Origin of the sequence: Pseudonocardia yunnanensis (genome assembly GCF_039534065.1) — a bacterium.
Classification (GTDB): domain Bacteria; phylum Actinomycetota; class Actinomycetes; order Mycobacteriales; family Pseudonocardiaceae; genus Pseudonocardia; species Pseudonocardia yunnanensis.
On the sequence record NZ_BAAAUS010000023.1, the window covers coordinates 19867 to 36907 of the forward strand.

Below are 17041 nucleotides of genomic sequence, written 5' to 3' on the forward strand. Positions count from 1 at the left end.
ACGGACGGCGGCGCGGGGCGGCAACGGTGTTCGCCGTACGCTGATGAAGTGGCAAAGGTCGTGGTGGACGTGATGCCCAAGCCGGAGATCCTCGACCCGCAGGGCCAGGCCGTCGCGGGTGCGCTCGCGCGGATGGGCGTGGCCGGGGTGGGGGACGTGCGGCAGGGCAAGCACTTCGAGCTCGAGGTGGATGACTCCATCGACGACGAGACGCTGCACCGCGTGGCGGGCAGCCTGCTGGCCAACCCCGTGATCGAGGACTGGGTGGTGACCAGGGCATGAGGATCGGGGTCATCACCTTCCCCGGCACGCTCGACGACGTCGACGCGGCGCGCGCCGTGCGCTACGCGGGGGCCGAGCCCGTCGCGCTGTGGCACGCCGACCGCGACCTGCAGGGTGTCGACGCGGTGATCGTCCCGGGTGGCTTCTCCTACGGCGACTACCTGCGTGCCGGTGCCATCGCCAGCATGGCCCCGATCATGACCGAGGTCGTGGCCGCGGCCGGACGCGGCACGCCGGTGCTCGGCATCTGCAACGGGTTCCAGATCCTCTGCGAGGCCGGGCTGCTGCCCGGGGCGCTCACCCGGAACTCGGGTCTGCACTTCGTCTGCCGCGATCAGCGGCTGCGGGTCGAGTCCACCGCCACCGCCTGGACGGGCGCCCTCTCCGCGGGCCAGGAGATCCTCGTTCCGCTCAAGTCCGGCGAAGGCCGCTTCGTGGCCGACGCCGCCACGCTGGAGCGGCTCGAGGGCGACGGCCGGGTGGTCTTCCGGTATGCCGGTGCGAACCCCAACGGGGCGATGTCGGCGATCGCCGGCATCAGCTCGGCCGACGGTCGTGTCGTCGGCCTGATGCCTCACCCGGAGCACGCGATCGACGCGCTGACCGGTCCGTCACAGGACGGGTTGGCGCTGTTCAGGTCGGTGCTGCAGGGTGCGGCGTCCGCCGCGTGACAGCCCCGGTGGCACCCATCACGAGCGGCGCGATCTAGGCTTTCGGGTCCCGTCAACGCACCACGCTGTTGGGGTCCGCAAGGAGGAGCGCTCGGCATGATCCGAACCGTTCCGGCCGCTCCGCGCCATGTGTTGCTCGTGGAGGACGACCCCGGAGACGTGTTCCTCGTGCAGGAGCTGCTCGCCGAGGTGGATCCCGGGCTCGGGGTGACGGTCGCGGAGTCCGTGTCCGAGGTGATCGAGCGTGGCCTGCTCGGGCGCTGCGACTGCGTGCTGCTCGACCTCAACCTCCCCGGCTCCGACGGTCTGGACGGGCTGCGCCGGATCCTGCGGACCGACGGCGCCCCGGCCGTCTGCGTCCTCACCGGCCTCGACGACGAACACCTCGGCATCGCGGCCGTCGCGGCCGGCGCCCAGGACTACCTCGTCAAGGGCAAGGTCGACGGGCAGGTGCTGATCCGGGCCGTCCGTTACGCCGTGGAACGGCGCCGGGCGGAGGCGAGTCTGCTGCGGCTGCGAGAGGAACAGCTCGCTGCAGCGGAGTCGGCTCGCCTCGAGCGCGGGCTGCTTCCGTCGCCGCTGCTGGCGGGCAGCCCCGTGCGGGCGCGGTCGTTCTACCGGGCAGGCCGCACGCGCTCGTTGATCGGCGGCGACTTCTTCGACGCCGTTCTCGGGCCCACCGGCACGGTGCACGCGATCGTCGGCGACGTCTGCGGCCACGGCCCGGACGAGGCAGCGCTGGGCGCGTTGCTGCGGGTGTCGTGGCGGGCGCTCGTGCTGGCAGGCGTGGACGAGCCGCAGGTACTGCCGAAGCTCCAGCAGTTGCTGGTCAGCGAGCGACACGACCGGTCGCTGTTCACCACGGTGTGCACCGTCGCGTTCCGCACCGAGGTGAGTCCCGCCGACGGGCGGCCGCAGACCGACGTGCTCGTGCGCCTGGCAGGGCACCCGGCGCCGATCTCCCTGATCCCGGAGCCACGGTCGGCGGCCGCGCCGGTCGGTCTGCCTCTGGGGGTGGCCGCCGATGCGACGTGGGAGCCTGGGTGCGTCGCGCTCGGCACCGAATGGGCGCTGCTGCTGCACACCGACGGCCTGATCGAGGGAAGGGGACCCATCCCCGGCGAGCCACTGTGGGAGGAGGGGTTGCTCGAGATGCTGGAGCAGGAGCGTGACACCGATCTGGAACAGCTGCCTGCGCGGCTCGTCGAGCGTGCGCACGAGCTGAACGGCGGCCCGCTCTCCGACGACGTCGCGATCCTGCTGCTCTCGTCGGACACCGCACCGCAGGACGCCCCCCAGGCCGATGCGGCACCGTCCGGTTCGGCGGTGCGATGACCGCCCTCGACCTGACGCCGCCGGAGCAACGCGGAGAGGTGCGCCTGGCGCGGCTGGAGGAGGGCAACCGTCACTGGCCGCTGGGGCGGATCTTCGCCCTCGGTGCCTCGCTGGCGGCGCTCTTCGCGGTGACCGTCGTGATCCTCGGCGGCGTCGCGCTGTGGCGGCTCGCCGACACCAGGGTCGCACTGCTCGACTCGGCGGGCCCCGCGTTGATCGCCGCGCAGCAGCTGTCGGGATCGCTGCTCAACCAGGAGACCGGGGTACGGGGCTACGACCTGGGCCGCCGGCCCGAGTTCCTGCAGCCCTACCAGGACGGGCGCGTCGGCGAGGAAGCGATGATCGCGGAGCTGCGCCGCCTCGCAGCAGGCGGCCGCCTTCCCGGCCTCGACGCCCAGATCGACGCCGTGGAGCAGGCCGCGGAGAACTGGCGCACCCAGTACGCCGGGGCCGTTCTCACCGGTCCGCCCGGGGCGTCCAACCCGGAGCAGGGACGCGATCTGTTCGATCAGGTCAGGACGAGGGTCCAGGCGCTGCTCGCCGACGTGCAGGCGAAGCGGGAGGCGGCCCGGCACGGTATCGAGAGCGCCTCGACGTTCCTGCTCGTGGTCGGGGTGGCGATCGCGGCGCTGCTGGCCTCGTTCCTCATCGTCGCGGCCATCGGGTTGCGGCGGGGGATCATCCGACCGATCTCGGAGCTCGCGAGGCAGGTGCGCGAGGTCGTGTCCGAGGACGCCACCCGGTCGGTCCACGCCGGTGGCCCGCGCGAGATCGTCGGGCTCGGGGCGGACGTCGAGGCGATGCGCCAGCACATCCTGCGTGACCTCGACGAGGCCCAGGCGGCCAACCGTCGTCTCGACGAGCAGTCCCAGGAGCTGGAGCGGTCCAACCGCGACCTCGAGCAGTTCGCCTACGTGGCGAGCCACGACCTCCAGGAGCCACTGCGCAAGGTCTCGAGCTTCTGTCAGCTGCTGCAGCGCCGCTACGGCGGCAAACTCGACGAGCGCGCCGACCAGTACATCGAGTTCGCCGTCGACGGTGCCTCCAGGATGCAGAGGCTGATCAACGACCTGCTGACGTTCTCCCGGGTGGGCCGTACAACCGAGAACTTCGTCTCCGTCGACCTCGGGGAGCTGGCTGCCGCAGCGGCCGCCCAGCTCGAGTCCACCCGCGAGGAGGCGGCAGGCGAGATCGTCATCGGCGAGCTGCCGGTGGTCTCCGGCGACCGGGCCCTGCTGCAGGCCCTGCTGGTGAACCTGCTGGGCAACGGGCTGAAGTTCCACCGCGCCGACGTGCCACCGGTCGTCCGCCTGGAGTGCAGGCGGGACGGCGACTTCTGGGAGATCACCGTCAGCGACAACGGCATCGGCATCGAACCCGAGTACTCCGACAAGGTGTTCGTGATCTTCCAGCGGCTGCACGGCCGTGACGTCTATCCAGGAACCGGCATAGGGCTGGCGCTCGCGAAGAAGATCGTCGAGTTCCACGGCGGCCGGATCGGTCTCGTCGAGACCCCCGGCCCCGGCGCCACCGTCCGGTTCACCCTTCCCGTGCCTCCTGAGGAGACCCACGAGTGACCGACCCCCAACCCCGGATCATCAACGTGCTGCTGGTCGAGGACGACCCCGGCGACGTGCTGATGACCCGCGAGGCCTTCGAGGAGTACCTGCACAACCGGCTCGACGTGGTGACGGACGGCGCGGCGGCGCTGGCCTACCTGCGACGCGAGGAGCCCTACACCGACGCGCCCCGCCCGGACCTGGTCCTGCTCGACCTGAACCTGCCCCGCCGCGACGGGCGTGAGGTGCTGCAGGAGGTGAAGGCGGACGAGGACCTGCGCCACATCCCGGTGATCGTGCTGACCACCTCCCAGGCGGAGGAGGACGTACTGCGCAGCTACCAGCTCCACGCCAACGCCTACGTCACCAAACCGGTCGACTTCGACGGCTTCATCGAGGCCATCAAGCAGATCGACCACTTCTTCGTGAGCGTGGTCAAGCTCCCGACGGGGAGCTGACGAGAGAGCGCGTGATCGACCCGACGTAACCGTCGGGGCGGACCAGCACCGCGGTGCCGTCCGCCACGTCGTACGCGCTGAACGCGTGCCCCTCGGCGTCCACCACCGCCGGGCCGGTCGCGTGTTCGCCGGGGCGGAGCACGGGGTGCACCGGCACCCCGGGCTCCGCCACCGTCGTATCGGTCGCGGTGCGGCCGAAGGCGAGCACTGTCGCGTGCGGGCCTCGGAACAGGTCGAACAGCCGGATCGCCCGGCCGTCCGCGTCGACCACCGGTGCGTCGGGAGCCCGGTCGCCCGCCCTCAGCCGGCCGGTCGCGGTACGCGTGTCGCGAGACAGCGGGCTGTCCCGGTACCCGACGTCGAACTGGTGGGTCTCGGCGCCACGACGGTGCGCGTCGGCGTCGCCCGCGACGTGCTTGCGCAGCAACGCGGTGCTGATGCCCAGCACTCTGGCCGCGACGGGCAGACGCTCGGCTTCGTAGGAGTCGAGCAGCGCGACGGCCTCCGCCTCGGGACCGGTGAGCGCCGCGGCCAGCTTCCAACCGAGGTTGTAGGCGTCCTGGACACCTGTGTTGAGGCCCTGCCCGCCGGTGGGCGGGTGCGCGTGGGCAGCGTCGCCTGCGAGGAACACCCTGCCGTCCCGGAACCGGCGCGCCAGCCGCACGTTCGGCCGCCACACGGTGGTCCAGGCCGGCTCCCGCAGCTGCGGGGCCGAGCCCGGGCAGTACCGGTCGAGCACGGCCTGCAGCGTGGCGAGTGACGGTTCGGTGTCGGACGCGTCGAGCGGGCAGGCGAACTGGAAGAAGTCACCACTCGGCAGCGGGGTGAGCGCGACGCCGCGCCGCATGTCGTCCTCGGCGGCGAACCAGTAGCCACTGTCATGGTCGAGACCATCGGCCCGGACGTCACCGAGCAGCATGCGGATCGACTCGTCGGTGCTGCCCTCGAACGGGATGCCCAGCGTCCTGCGGACGGTGCTCGCTCCGCCGTCGGCCCCCACCAGGTAGCCGGCCCGCGCGGTCTCCTGCGCGCCGTGCCGCCGGAGGGTGGCCGTCACGCCGCTCTCGTCCTGGGTGAACGTGACGAGTTCGGTGGCGAGTTCGACGCGCACGCCCAGCCCGGCGAGCCGGTCGCGGAGGATGGCCTCGGTGCGGTCCTGCCCGAGCATCCACGGGTTCGGGTGCGGCACGTCCGGTGTGGGCTCCTGCCGATCGCTCATCCGCCTCTCGCCGAGGAAGCGCCCGCCCGCGTACGCCCGCATCGACGCCTGCGGGGACCCGGCTGCCAGCACCGCGTCGAGCACACCGAGGTCGTCGAAGACCTCAAGGGTGCGCGGCTGCAACCCGTCGCCGCGCGAGCCGACGGCTGCCGTGGCGGCCCGCTCGAGGACCCGGACGCCGACGCCGCGACGGGCCAGCTCGATGGCGAGGGTCAGACCGGTGGGTCCGGCTCCGGCGATCAGGACCTGTGTGTCCACGACATCTCCGTAAGTGAATTTGAATTCAGTGAATCTTTGTTCAGTTTGATCCGCTGCTAGCGTCCGCGTCAAGGAGGTGGGCGATGGGCCGGCCGGTGAGCACGGTCACGGGCCGCAAGGCGAAGGCGGCCGAGACGGAGGCGGCGTTGAAGGCGGCGGCCAAGCGGGTCTTCGCCGAGCGCGGCTACGTCAACACGAAGATCACCGACATCACGGCCGAGGCCGGACGCGCGGCCGGGTCGTTCTACAACCACTTCACGAGCAAGGACGAGCTGCTCGCCGCCTTGCTGAAGGACATGCTGGCCGAGGGCGACGAGGCCGCGGAGCAACCGGCGCACAACCCCGACTTCACCGACCGGGAGGCCGTGCGCTGGCACGTGGCGGCGTACTGGGCGTTCTACCGGCGGCACATCCCCGAGATGGTGGCGCTGCGGCAGGCCGCGATGGCGAACCCGGAGTTCGGCCTGCGGTTGCAGGAGATCCTCGCTACCGACGGCGCGCACATGGCCGGGCACTTCGAGCACGTGACGGCCGCAGGCATTCCGCTGCCCGGCGATCCACGGCTCGTGGTGTCGGCGTTCCAGAGCCTGCTCGACCAGTTCGCCTACACGTGGCTGGTGGCAGGCGGCGACGGCACGGGCCGGCATGTCGGCGACGACGAGGCGATCGACGTGCTGACCGACTTCATCCACCGCGGGATCGCCGGTACGCCACCCGCGAACCAGGAGCGGTGAGGCTGCCCGCCGCCCTTACGTACGCTTGAACGGTGACGTCCGCCGCCACCGCGCAGCACACCGACACCGTCCAGAACGCCGCCGACAGCCCCGACCACCCGCAGCCCTACCGTGAGCTCGGGCTGAAGGACGACGAGTACGCGCGCATCCGGGAGATCCTGGGCCGTCGGCCCACCGATGCCGAGCTGGCGATGTACGCCGTCATGTGGAGCGAGCACTGCTCCTACAAGTCCTCGAAGGTGCACCTCGCCTACTTCAGCGAGACCACCACCGACGAGATGCGCAAGCGGATGCTCGCGGGGATCGGCGAGAACGCCGGCGTGGTCGACATCGGGGACGGGTGGGCCGTCACGTTCAAGGTCGAGTCGCACAACCACCCGTCGTACGTCGAGCCCTATCAGGGGGCGGCCACGGGCGTGGGCGGGATCGTGCGCGACATCATGGCGATGGGCGCGCGCCCGGTCGCCGTCGCCGACCCGTTGCGCTTCGGTCCGGCCGACGCACCCGACACGGCCCGCGTGCTGCCCGGCGTGGTCGCGGGCGTCGGCGGCTACGGCAACTCGCTCGGCCTGCCGAACATCGGCGGCGAGGTCGTGTTCGACGAGGGCTACCTCGGCAACCCGCTCGTCAACGCGCTCTGCATCGGGGCGATGCGCACCGAGGACCTGCACCTCGCGTTCGCCTCCGGTACGGGCAACAAGATCATCCTGTTCGGCGCGCGCACGGGCCTGGACGGCATCGGCGGCGTGTCGGTGCTCGCCAGCGAGACGTTCTCCGGCGACGACGAGTCGGCGACCGGACGCAAGAAGCTCCCGTCGGTGCAGGTGGGCGACCCCTTCATGGAGAAGGTGCTCATCGAGTGCTGCCTGGAGCTCTTCCACGCCGGCCTGGTGGTCGGCATCCAGGACCTCGGTGGCGCGGGCCTCTCCTGTGCCACGTCGGAGCTGGCCAGCGCGGGTGACGGCGGGATGCACGTCGACCTGGACGCGGTGCCGCTGCGGGCCACCGGCATGACGCCCGCCGAGATCCTCTCCAGCGAGTCGCAGGAGCGCATGTGCGCCGTCGTGCGGCCGCAGGACGTCGACGCGTTCATGGCCGTGTGCCACAAGTGGGACGTGCTCGCGAGCGTCATCGGCGAGGTCACCGACGGCGACCGGCTCGTGATCGACTGGCACGGCGAGACCGTGGTGGACGTGCCGCCGCGCACCGTGGCCCACGACGGACCGGTCTACCGGCGTCCGGTGCAGCGCTCGACCGTCCAGGACGCACTCGTCGCCGACGCCCCGGACCGGCTGCGCCGGCCGACCTCGCCTGACGAGCTGCGCGCGGAGATCCTTCGGATGGCGGCGAGCCCCAACCTGTGCAGCCGCGGATGGGTCACCGACCAGTACGACCGCTACGTGCGCGGCAACACCGCCTCCGCCCAGCCTGCCGACGCCGGGATGGTGCGCATCGACGAGGAGACCGGGCGTGGGGTGGCCGTCGCCACCGACTGCAACGCGCGGTTCGTCGCGCTGGATCCGTACGCCGGTGCCCAGCTCGCGCTGGCCGAGGCGTACCGCAACGTGGCGACGAGCGGTGCTGTGCCGCTGGCCGTCACGAACTGCCTGAACTTCGGCTCGCCGGAAGACCCGCACGTGATGTGGCAGTTCCAGCAGGCCGTGCGCGGGCTCGCCGACGGTTGCGTCGCGCTGGGCCTGCCGGTCACCGGTGGCAACGTCAGCTTCTACAACCAGACCGGCGAGCGGGCGATTCTGCCCACCCCGGTGGTCGGCGTTCTCGGAGTGATCGACGACGTGGCCCGCCGCGTCCGGTCGGGGTTCACGCGCGAGGGCGACACGGTGCTGCTGCTCGGCGACACCCGCGACGAGCTCGGCGGCAGCGAGTGGGCCAACGTCGTGCACGGTCATCTGGGCGGGCGTCCCCCGGCAGTCGACCTCGCGGCCGAGCAGCGCCTCGCGGGACTGCTTGCAGGCGCAGCGGACGAAGGGCTGCTCAGCGGTGCGCACGACCTCTCCGACGGTGGTCTCGCCCAGGCCCTCGTCGAGGCGTGCCTCGCCGGGGACCAGGGTGCCGCCGTCGAGCTGCCGTCGACCCTCGACCCGTTCGTCGCGCTCTTCTCGGAGTCGGCGGGTCGGGTGCTCGTGACCGCCGCTCCCGAGCAGGTTGACCGGATCCGGACGCTGGCGGCCGATGCCGGTGTGCCGGTCACCACACTGGGCGCCACGGGCGGTACCGCGCTGGCCGTTGCCGGCCTTCCTGACCTGGCCCTGTCCGAGCTGCGCACGGCCTGGGAGGCGACCCTGCCGGGTCTCTTCGGCTGACCGGGGACCTGCCCGCATCACAGGACGGCCACGTTGCGGCAATGTCATTGCGTAAAAGTGACTTTGCTGCAAGGGGCATTCGGCGGGATAGGTTCGCGGCATGCCGGAGGAGATCGACGACGGCGCGCTCCGAGCCGTGCTGGATTGGCTCGACGGGGGTGCACCACCGGAGCGGGCCGTGCTGCGTGCTGCGGTGAAGGAGAGCCTCACCGCGGTCGCTACCGCGGCGCCCGGGCGTAGCGTGGAGGTCCGCGTACCGCCACTCGGAGCAGTGCAGTGCATCGCCGGGCCCAGACATGGACGAGGCAACCCGCCCAACGTCGTCGAGACCGATCCCCGCACTTGGCTGTCGCTCGTGACCGGGAGGCTGACGTGGGAGCAGGCTCTGCAATCCGGAACTCTGCACGCGTCCGGGTCCAGGAGCAGCGAGATCGCATGTTTGCTCCCCCTCTCCTGACCGGGTGTAACACCGCCCTCCCGCTGGGTGAATGCCAACACATGGTGGTGGCGCAAACACAGCCTGATACGGAGAATTGTCCGATCACGGCCAGTGCGGACCGAATGGGCGACGGGAGGTGGCCGCGTGGTGGCACCGCGCAGCCTTCCTGACGCAACCGCTCCCCAGTTCGGCCAGGGTGCGCGAACGGACGCCTACGACCGCGGCCGGATAGACCAGCTCGCCGCCCAGTGGGCGGAGCTCGGGCCGGCTGGTGACCCCGGGGTGGCCGCTCATCTGGCCACGCTGCTGCGCAGGCTGGCGGCCACATTGCGCGCTGAGCCGTTCTGGCCGCTTGCCGCCAGGGAGATCGGGGCGGAGCTGCTCACCACCGGGCTCTGTGGTGCGCCGGACCGGCCGGTCTACGTCGAGGACGTGGTGGCCCCCAGCCTCCGTCTGCTGCGGGAGAAGGCGGCAGCGGCGATCGGCGTGCCCGGGGCCGAGGGTGAACGGCGTCTCGTCGACGTGCTCGACGAACTCCTCGCCGGAGTCATCGGCTCTCTGCAGGAACGTGCCGGCGTCGTCCGCAACGGCGCCCACCGGAACGGCAGCGAGATCAACGGCACCGGGGTCAACGGCACCGGGGTCAACGGCAGCGAGGTCAACGGCACCGAGATCAACGGTGCGGGCAGAAACGGTTCGGCGACGGTCGGTATCCACGCCGACGAGGAGACGAACCCGGAGCACAGCTCCACATCGGCCCGGATCGCGGCCGTCACGGCCCGGCACGTCCACGCGGTGTACGAACAGTCGGCGTTCGGCATGGCGATCATCGGGCTGGACGGTCTCGTCCTCGACATGAACGCGGCCCTGTTCCGCATGTACGGGCAGGACGGGCCGCTGGACCAGCCGCGGCCGGTGTCCGACTTCGTCCATCCCGACGACGTGCTCGACGTCGTCGAGCGCTTCCAGCGCCTCGTCAACGGCACCCCGGGCGCCGTGCGGATGGAGATGCGGCTCGTTCGTCCCGATTCCGAGGTGGTCTGGGTCCACGTCACCGCCTCGCCCATCCTCGACGACGCCGGGAGCCCGTCGCATCTGGTGGCCGTGGTCGAGGACGTCTCCGACCGGCACCGGCTGCGCTCCTGGCTCCAGGACGTCTCCTACCAGGACCAGCTCACCCGGCTGCCGAACCGCACCGTCACCGAGCAATGGCTGAACCGCGCCTTCGCCGAAGACGGTCCCGAGCGGGTGGGGATCTGCGTCCTGCTCATCGACGACTTCCACACGGTCGGCGACGACCTGGGCGAGCAGACCGGTGACCGGCTCCTTCTCGCCGTGGCCGGCCGGTTGCAGCTGGCCGCCGACTGCCATCTCGTCACGAGGATCGGGGCGGACGAGTTCGCCGTGCTGGTGGCCGGTCCGGAGAACTGCGCCGACGTCGGACGGCTCGCCGATCGGCTGCAGGCCGCACTGGCGATCCCGTTCAACATCGACGGGCACACCCTGGTGGTCTCGGCCAGCATCGGAGTGGCCGAGTCGCCGACCGAGGGCGGATCTGCCGCAGAGCTCCTCCGCGGCGCCGACGTCGCCCGCTCGTGGGCGAAGGCGCTCGGGGGCGGGCGCAGGGTGGTGTTCGACCCGGAGCGAGACGCCACCGAGTCGGCCCGGTTCGCGCTCCTGTCCGGGCTCCGTGGCGCGATCGAGCGGGGGGAGTTCCGGCTGGCGTTCCAGCCGCTCGTCCAACTAGCCGACGGCCGGGTGCGCGGGGCGGAGGCACTGGTCCGTTGGCAGCATCCCGAGCAGGGCCTCATCGGGCCCAACCGGTTCATCGAGCTGGCCGAGCACAGCGGCGCCATCGTCCCGCTCGGCCGATGGGTGCTCGAGGAGGCGTGCGGTCAGGCGGCGAGCTGGTGGCGTGACCTCGGCCCCGACGCGCCGTTCGTGAGCGTCAACGTCTCGCCGCTGCAGCTGGCCGAGCCAGGGTGGGTCCACGCCGTCACCAGCGCGCTCCACTCCAGCGGCCTGCCTCCTGGGCTGTTGCAGCTGGAGATCACCGAGCAGGCCGTGCTGGGGGACGAGGACGTCGCCCTCGATGCGCTCAACGCGCTGCGGGCGGCGGGCGTCCGGCTGGCGCTCGACGACTTCGGCACCGGCTACTCGAGCCTCGCCTGGCTCCGCAGGCTCCCGGTCCACGCGCTCAAGATCGACGGCTCGTTCATCGACGGGCTGCGCAACCCGTCGGCCGATCCCACCGACTCCTCGATCGTTCGTGCCTTGGTCGAAATGGCCCACGCACTGGGCCTTGAGGTGACCGCCGAGTGGGTCGAGACGGCGGTGCAGGCCGAACGGCTCGCCGAGCTCGGCTGCGATATCGGGCAGGGCAGATGGTTCGGTGATGCCGGTCCCGGAGTGTGGGTGCCTGAGCTCCTTCGGCGTAGCATCGGGCATTGAGTCGTCGTCTGCGCAAGGAGCGTGTTGTGCCGAGTTCCCCCCGGAACGAGCACCCGACCGAACGCAATCCTCACCCCACCCAGGCCGACGGCGCTGCCCCCGACGCCATCGCGCTCGACCCCCCTCCCCGCGAGGAGTGCGGCGTCTTCGGTGTGTGGGCGCCCGGTGAGGATGTCGCCAACCTGACCTACTACGGCCTCTACGCGCTGCAGCACCGTGGCCAGGAGGCCGCCGGCATCGCCGTGTCCGACGGCCATCGCATGGTCGTGTTCAAGGACCTCGGGCTCGTCAGCCAGGTGTTCGACGAGCAGGTGCTGTCGTCGCTCAAGGGGCACCTGGCGGTCGGCCACTGCCGTTACTCCACCACCGGCTCCACCACCTGGGAGAACGCCCAGCCCACCTTCCGCACCACCGCCACCGGCAGCGGCATCGCCCTGGGGCACAACGGCAACCTCGTCAACACCGCCGAGCTGCGCGACGAGGTGGCCGCGTTGCGTGACTCCGCTGCCAAGCCGGACCGCACGGGCATCCGGTCCAGCACCGACTCGGACATCATGACCGAGCTGCTCGCCGCCACCGCCGCTGACACGGGTGTCGAGGAAGCTGCCATGCGGCTCCTGCCTCGGGTCCGGGGCGCCTTCTCCGTGGTGTTCGCCGACGAGCAGACGCTCTACGCCGCCCGCGACCCCCACGGCGTCCGCCCGCTGGTGCTCGGCCGCCTGGAGCGCGGCTGGGTGGTGGCCAGCGAGACCGCGGCACTGGACATCGTCGGTGCATCGATCGTGCGCGAGGTCGAGCCGGGCGAGCTGCTGGCCATCGACGCCGACGGGATGCGCAGCTCCCGGTTCGCGGCCCCCGAGCCCAAGGGCTGCGTGTTCGAGTACGTCTACCTGGCCCGGCCCGACACCACGATCTCCGGCCGTTCCGTGCACGCGGCCCGGGTGGAGATCGGCCGGCGTCTCGCAGCCGAGCATCCCGTCGATGCCGATCTGGTGATCCCCGTACCGGAGTCGGGCACCCCGGCCGCGATCGGCTACGCGCAGGGCTCGGGCATCCCGTACGGGCAGGGCCTGGTGAAGAACGCCTACGTGGGGCGCACCTTCATCCAGCCCAGCCAGACCATCCGTCAGCTCGGCATCCGGCTCAAGCTCAACCCGCTGCGCGACGTCATCCGGGGCAAGCGGCTCGTGGTCGTCGACGACTCGATCGTGCGCGGCAACACCCAGCGTGCGCTGGTGCGCATGCTGCGCGAGGCGGGCGCGCTCGAGGTTCACGTGCGGATCGCCTCACCGCCGGTGCGCTGGCCGTGCTTCTACGGCATCGACTTCGCCACCAGGGCCGAACTGGTGGCGGGTGCGCTGGACACCGAGGGTGTCCGCCGCTCGATCGGCTCCGACAGCTTGGGCTACGTCTCGCTGGAGGGCCTGATCGCCGCCAGCGAGCAGCCGCGCACCCGGCTCTGCTCGGCCTGCTTCGACGGCGAGTACCCGATCCCGCTGCCCGAGGAGGCGCGGCTCGGCAAGCATCTGCTGGAGAAGCTGGTGCCGCCGGTGCTCGACGACGGGGTCGACGAGAAGGTGTCCGGTGTCGCTTCGGGCGATGCCGGCCCGCTGTCGGTCGGCTACGGTGCCGCCGACGCACTGCGCCGTCCCTGACCCACACCTCCATCCGACCTGTATCCGGGGCGCTTCAGCCGGCCCCCAGTCACGCCAGGAGCGTTGCGACGATGCCGCCGACCATCTCGGGAGCCGACGGACCGAGAGCCAGCTATGCCGGAGCCGGCGTCGACATCGACGCAGGTGAACGTGCGGTCGAGGCGTTGCGCCCGTTCGCCGAGAAGGCGAGCAGGCCGGAGGTCATGGGCGGTATCGGCGGCTTCGCGGGGCTGTTCGCGCTGAAGATGGGTCGCTACACCGAACCGGTGCTCGCGGCGTCCACCGACGGTGTTGGCACCAAGATCGCCATTGCGCAGGCGCTCGACAAGCACGACACGATCGGGCTCGACCTCGTGGCGATGGTGGTCGACGACCTCGTCGTGTGCGGGGCCGAACCGCTGTTCCTGCAGGACTACATCGCGGTCGGTCGCCTCGTGCCCGACCAGGTCGCCACCATCGTCAAGGGCATCGCCGAGGGGTGTCAGCAGGCAGGCTGTGCGCTGCTGGGCGGGGAGACCGCCGAGCATCCCGGGCTGATGGAGGACGGCAGCTACGACATCTCCGCCACCGGCGTCGGGATCGTCGAGGCCGACGCGATGCTGCGGCCCGACCGGGTGCGCCCGGGCGACGTGCTCCTGGCGATGGGCTCGTCCGGCCTGCACTCCAACGGCTTCTCGCTGGCCCGCCACGTGCTGCTGGAGATCGCCCGGATGCCGCTGGCCGGGCACGTCGAGGAGTTCGGGCACACCCTCGGCGAGGAGCTTCTCGTCCCCACCAGGATCTACGCCCGCGACTGCCTCGCACTGGCCGCCGAGACCGGTGTGCGCACCTTCGCCCACATCACCGGCGGAGGGCTGGCCCGCAACCTCGCGCGCGTGCTCCCGGCCGGGCTCGAAGCAGTGGTGGAGCGCGGCACCTGGACGCCGGCACCGGTGTTCAAGCTGATCGCCTCCCGCGGCCGGGTCGACCGCGCGGAGATGGAGAAGACGTTCAACATGGGCGTCGGGATGGTCGCGGTGGTGCCGGCCGACGACGTCGACCGCGCTCTGGCCGTGCTCACCGCCCGGCATGTTCCCGCGTGGGTGCTGGGTGAGGTGCGACGTGCGGGTGCCGAGGCGCCTGTCGACGGCCCGGTGCACCTCAAGGGAGACCACCCCCGCTTCTGACGCCCGCGCCGACCGGCTCGGGCCGCCGGTCCTGCGCAGGAACATGCACGCCACGAGTGGCCGCCGGGATCGGCTCGCGGAGCATCGGCGGGTGCAAGGCCGTGGCGTCTCCGCGCCGGAACAGCTGACCGGGACGGCCGCGGCCGGTGCGTACCTTCTCGCCGGTGGGCAGCAGGAAGCCCGGCGTGGAGGTGACCTTCCGCTGGAAGTTGCGCGGGTCGATCGTGGTGTCCCACACCGCCTCGTACACGCGCCGTAGCTGCGACACCGTGAACTCCGGTGGGCAGAAGGACGTGGCCAGCGTCGAGTACTCGAGCTTCGCCCGGGCCCGCTCGACGCCGTCGGCGAGGATCCGCGCGTGGTCGAACGCGAGTGGCCCGACGTCGCGGACGGCGTGCCACGCCCCGAACCCGTCCGCAGGCCCGGCTAGGCCGGGGAGGAGCGCGAGGTGACCGACGGTCAGCACCCGGCCGCGCGGGTCGCGGTCGGGGCCGGCATAGCTGCCGAGCTGCTCGAGGTGGTGGTGGTCGACGGTCAGACCGGTCTCCTCCATCAGCTCGCGGGTGGCGGCGTCGAGGAGGTCCTCGTGTGGTCGCACGAATCCACCCGGCAGCGCTGGTTCATCGAGGAACGGCGGTGCCGGACGTTGCACGAGCAGCACACAGAGCCGGTCGTCGCGCACGGTGAGCACCACCAGGTCGACCGCTACCGCGAAAAGGTTGCCACGCATCGGATCTCACCCTGACGAGGAGATGGGCAGATGATCGAACGGGCAGACGCTACAGGTGGACCCGTAGCGCACGAACGGACGACCTTGCCCTATCAAGCTGATGTATTGACAAGTGAGCTTGGACACAGACATTCGGCGCCGGCGCCTCCCTGCTGATCTGGTTCGACCCCCAGCCGGAGCGTGGGGATCGTCGTACTCATCACCACCTTGTCGATCGTCTTCGGCCGCCGGTTCGTTCCAGGAGGCGCGCCGTCGTACTCTCGGGAACTCGAGAACGACTGCCGTGTTCTCGATGTGGCCGCGCGGCGCGGGCCCCGCTCCCACGGCCTGACCAGCGCGGCCGACACCCCGGCCGCTGATCGTCACGGACGTGCGGTGCGGTGTGTGATCCGTGCGCCGACCACGTCGCCCGTGGCAGAGCGGGACGACGCCGATGACGGAGCCACGGCGCAATGCGCGATGGATCGGCGCTCCCCGGCGTCTGGTGGAGAAGGCGGTCCGCAGGGTCCGGGAGAGTGGTCGCTCAGCATTGGCGCGGGCAGCGCGCCTGACCGGCGCGGCGGTGGCGGCTTTCGTGGCCGCTCAGCTGCTGGGCATGCGGGACCCGCCGCCCCTGATCGCGGCCCTCACGGCCCTCATCGTCGTGCAGGTGACCTTGACCAGCACGCTGATCAGCAGCCTGCAACGGGTGCTCAGCGTGGTGGTCGGTGTGAGTCTGGCTCTGCTCTTCGTCTCGGTGGTCGGGCTGACGTGGTGGAGCCTCGGCGCGATCGTGTCGGTCTCGATCATCATGGGCCAGCTGCTGCGGCTGGGACCGCAGCTCATCGAGGTGCCGATCAGCGCGATGCTCGTGCTTGCGGTCGGCTACTCCGCCGGGGCCGAGAACGCCGCCGTCGACCGCACGCTGGAGACGCTCATCGGCTCGGCCGTGGGCGTCCTCGTGAACATCTGCTTCCCGCCCGCTGTGAAGGTGCGTTCGGCCGCGTCGGCCGTCCTGCGCCTCGCCGAGGAGATCGCCGGGTTGCTCGAGAGGTCGGCGGAGGAGATGACGTCCTCGCTGTCCGTCGACGTCGCCGGTCGCTGGCTGGAGGACGCTCGCCGGCTCAACCGTCACGTACATCAGGTCGATGGGGCCCTGGAGCACGTGGAGGAGAGCCGTCAGCTCAACGTGCGGGCGGCGCTGGACACCCGCCCGAGTGCCCCCGCCCTGCGCAACGGGCTGGACGTCCTGGAGCGCTGCGCAGTGACGATCCGAGGCCTGTTCCGCAGCGCCTACGACACGGCGCGCACGGTCGAGTCCGACCGGGACCGTGTGGACCCGGATCGTGTGGAAGCTGAGGCCCGCCGGCTTTACGCCGACCTGCTGCGCAAACTGGCCGGTGTCGTGCGGAGCTTCGGGAGGCTGATCTGTGCCGAGTCGACGGGCCAGGGCCCGCACCAGAAGGAGAACGAACTCGCCGCTGCGTTGCAGCGCCTGCACGAGTGCCGCAGCCGCGCGGCCGAGCGGCTCCTGGCCGAACCGGGGAAGGATCGGGTGACGTGGGAACTGACCAGCGCCTTCACGCTGGCGGTTGACCGGATGCTGGCGGAGCTCGACGTCGTCGAGCACGCGCGGCTGCGGGAGGAACGCCGCCGCCAGGCGGCCCGTCGCCGCACCGCCCGCGCGATGGGCCGCCTCCGCGAGGGCGGCCGGGCGCTGAACCGCCCTCGCGTGAGACGTCCGACGGAGTGAACCACGGAGCCGTAGTGCTCCTGAGGGA

Annotated in this window: 14 protein-coding genes; 12 read left to right on the forward strand and 2 right to left on the reverse strand. The window is 71.3% G+C overall.

Going from position 1 to position 17041, the window contains the following annotated elements; all coding sequences use genetic code 11:
* Nucleotides 1-48 precede the first annotated feature (48 nt).
* The 5 genes from purS (at nucleotide 49) to ABD743_RS19905 (ending at nucleotide 4305) form a co-directional block, all read left to right on the forward strand.
* Nucleotides 49-282 (forward strand): phosphoribosylformylglycinamidine synthase subunit PurS, encoded by a 234-nt coding sequence (gene purS / locus ABD743_RS19885; RefSeq protein ID WP_241041856.1) that lies wholly within the window; start codon nucleotides 49-51, stop codon nucleotides 280-282.
* Nucleotides 279-953, forward strand: a complete 675-nt coding sequence (purQ, locus tag ABD743_RS19890) for a phosphoribosylformylglycinamidine synthase subunit PurQ (RefSeq protein ID WP_344723624.1) — start codon at nucleotides 279-281, stop codon at nucleotides 951-953. The genes purS and purQ overlap by 4 nt, the downstream gene beginning before the upstream one ends.
* 96 nt (nucleotides 954-1049) lie before the next feature.
* Nucleotides 1050-2288, forward strand: a complete 1239-nt coding sequence (locus ABD743_RS19895) for a PP2C family protein-serine/threonine phosphatase (protein WP_344723625.1) — start codon at nucleotides 1050-1052, stop codon at nucleotides 2286-2288.
* On the forward strand, nucleotides 2285-3865 hold the full coding sequence (locus ABD743_RS19900) for a sensor histidine kinase (protein ID WP_344723626.1): 1581 nt from the start codon (nucleotides 2285-2287) through the stop codon (nucleotides 3863-3865). Before ABD743_RS19895 ends, ABD743_RS19900 begins: the two co-directional genes overlap by 4 nt.
* Nucleotides 3862-4305, forward strand: a complete 444-nt coding sequence (locus tag ABD743_RS19905) for a response regulator (RefSeq protein WP_344723627.1) — start codon at nucleotides 3862-3864, stop codon at nucleotides 4303-4305. Before ABD743_RS19900 ends, ABD743_RS19905 begins: the two co-directional genes overlap by 4 nt.
* Here ABD743_RS19905 and ABD743_RS19910 read toward each other — a convergent pair.
* Nucleotides 4283-5782, reverse strand: a complete 1500-nt coding sequence (locus tag ABD743_RS19910; protein WP_344723628.1) for an FAD-dependent monooxygenase — start codon at nucleotides 5780-5782, stop codon at nucleotides 4283-4285. The genes ABD743_RS19905 and ABD743_RS19910 overlap by 23 nt on opposite strands.
* An 83-nt stretch (nucleotides 5783-5865) precedes the next feature.
* Here ABD743_RS19910 and ABD743_RS19915 point away from each other — a divergent pair, with 83 nt between their 5' ends.
* The 6 genes from ABD743_RS19915 (at nucleotide 5866) to purM (ending at nucleotide 14551) form a co-directional block, all read left to right on the forward strand.
* The gene (locus tag ABD743_RS19915; protein WP_344723629.1) at nucleotides 5866-6516 is read left to right on the forward strand and encodes a TetR/AcrR family transcriptional regulator; all 651 of its coding nucleotides are present in this window, start codon (nucleotides 5866-5868) and stop codon (nucleotides 6514-6516) included.
* A gap of 32 nt (nucleotides 6517-6548) precedes the next feature.
* The gene (gene purL, locus ABD743_RS19920) at nucleotides 6549-8840 is read left to right on the forward strand and encodes a phosphoribosylformylglycinamidine synthase subunit PurL (protein ID WP_344723630.1); all 2292 of its coding nucleotides are present in this window, start codon (nucleotides 6549-6551) and stop codon (nucleotides 8838-8840) included.
* Between the two features lie 100 nt (nucleotides 8841-8940).
* Nucleotides 8941-9297 carry a sterol carrier family protein gene (locus ABD743_RS19925; RefSeq protein ID WP_344723631.1) on the forward strand — a complete coding sequence of 119 codons (357 nt, stop codon included), beginning with the start codon at nucleotides 8941-8943 and terminating at the stop codon, nucleotides 9295-9297.
* Nucleotides 9298-9423: 126 nt separating this feature from the next.
* A complete protein-coding gene (locus ABD743_RS19930; protein ID WP_344723632.1) occupies nucleotides 9424-11730 on the forward strand; it encodes a putative bifunctional diguanylate cyclase/phosphodiesterase in 2307 nt (768 codons plus the stop codon).
* A 107-nt stretch (nucleotides 11731-11837) separates the two neighbouring features.
* Nucleotides 11838-13385, forward strand: a complete 1548-nt coding sequence (gene purF, locus ABD743_RS19935) for an amidophosphoribosyltransferase (RefSeq protein ID WP_344723940.1) — start codon at nucleotides 11838-11840, stop codon at nucleotides 13383-13385.
* A 71-nt stretch (nucleotides 13386-13456) separates the two neighbouring features.
* Nucleotides 13457-14551, forward strand: a complete 1095-nt coding sequence (purM, locus tag ABD743_RS19940) for a phosphoribosylformylglycinamidine cyclo-ligase (RefSeq protein ID WP_344723634.1) — start codon at nucleotides 13457-13459, stop codon at nucleotides 14549-14551.
* Here purM and ABD743_RS19945 read toward each other — a convergent pair.
* Complete coding sequence (locus ABD743_RS19945; RefSeq protein WP_344723635.1) at nucleotides 14526-15281, reverse strand: NUDIX hydrolase; 756 nt, start codon at nucleotides 15279-15281, stop codon at nucleotides 14526-14528. The genes purM and ABD743_RS19945 overlap by 26 nt on opposite strands.
* Before the next feature lie 433 nt (nucleotides 15282-15714).
* On the opposite strand from ABD743_RS19945, the gene ABD743_RS19950 reads away from it, so the two are divergent.
* Nucleotides 15715-17013, forward strand: coding sequence for an FUSC family protein (locus ABD743_RS19950; protein ID WP_344723636.1), 1299 nt, complete (start codon nucleotides 15715-15717; stop codon nucleotides 17011-17013).
* The last annotated feature ends 28 nt before the right edge of the window (nucleotides 17014-17041 follow it).

Excerpts from the sequence above, each read along its gene's own strand:
- ABD743_RS19950 (WP_344723636.1), top strand. The coding sequence starts at position 15,715 with ATGACGGAGCCACGGCGCAATGCGCGATGGATCGGCGCTCCCCGGCGT.
- purM (WP_344723634.1), top strand. The coding sequence starts at position 13,457 with ATGCCGCCGACCATCTCGGGAGCCGACGGACCGAGAGCCAGCTATGCC.
- ABD743_RS19945 (WP_344723635.1), bottom strand. The coding sequence starts at position 15,281 with ATGCGTGGCAACCTTTTCGCGGTAGCGGTCGACCTGGTGGTGCTCACC.
- ABD743_RS19925 (WP_344723631.1), top strand. The coding sequence starts at position 8,941 with ATGCCGGAGGAGATCGACGACGGCGCGCTCCGAGCCGTGCTGGATTGG.
- ABD743_RS19895 (WP_344723625.1), top strand. The coding sequence starts at position 1,050 with ATGATCCGAACCGTTCCGGCCGCTCCGCGCCATGTGTTGCTCGTGGAG.
- purQ (WP_344723624.1), top strand. The coding sequence starts at position 279 with ATGAGGATCGGGGTCATCACCTTCCCCGGCACGCTCGACGACGTCGAC.
- ABD743_RS19915 (WP_344723629.1), top strand. The coding sequence starts at position 5,866 with ATGGGCCGGCCGGTGAGCACGGTCACGGGCCGCAAGGCGAAGGCGGCC.
- ABD743_RS19900 (WP_344723626.1), top strand. The coding sequence starts at position 2,285 with ATGACCGCCCTCGACCTGACGCCGCCGGAGCAACGCGGAGAGGTGCGC.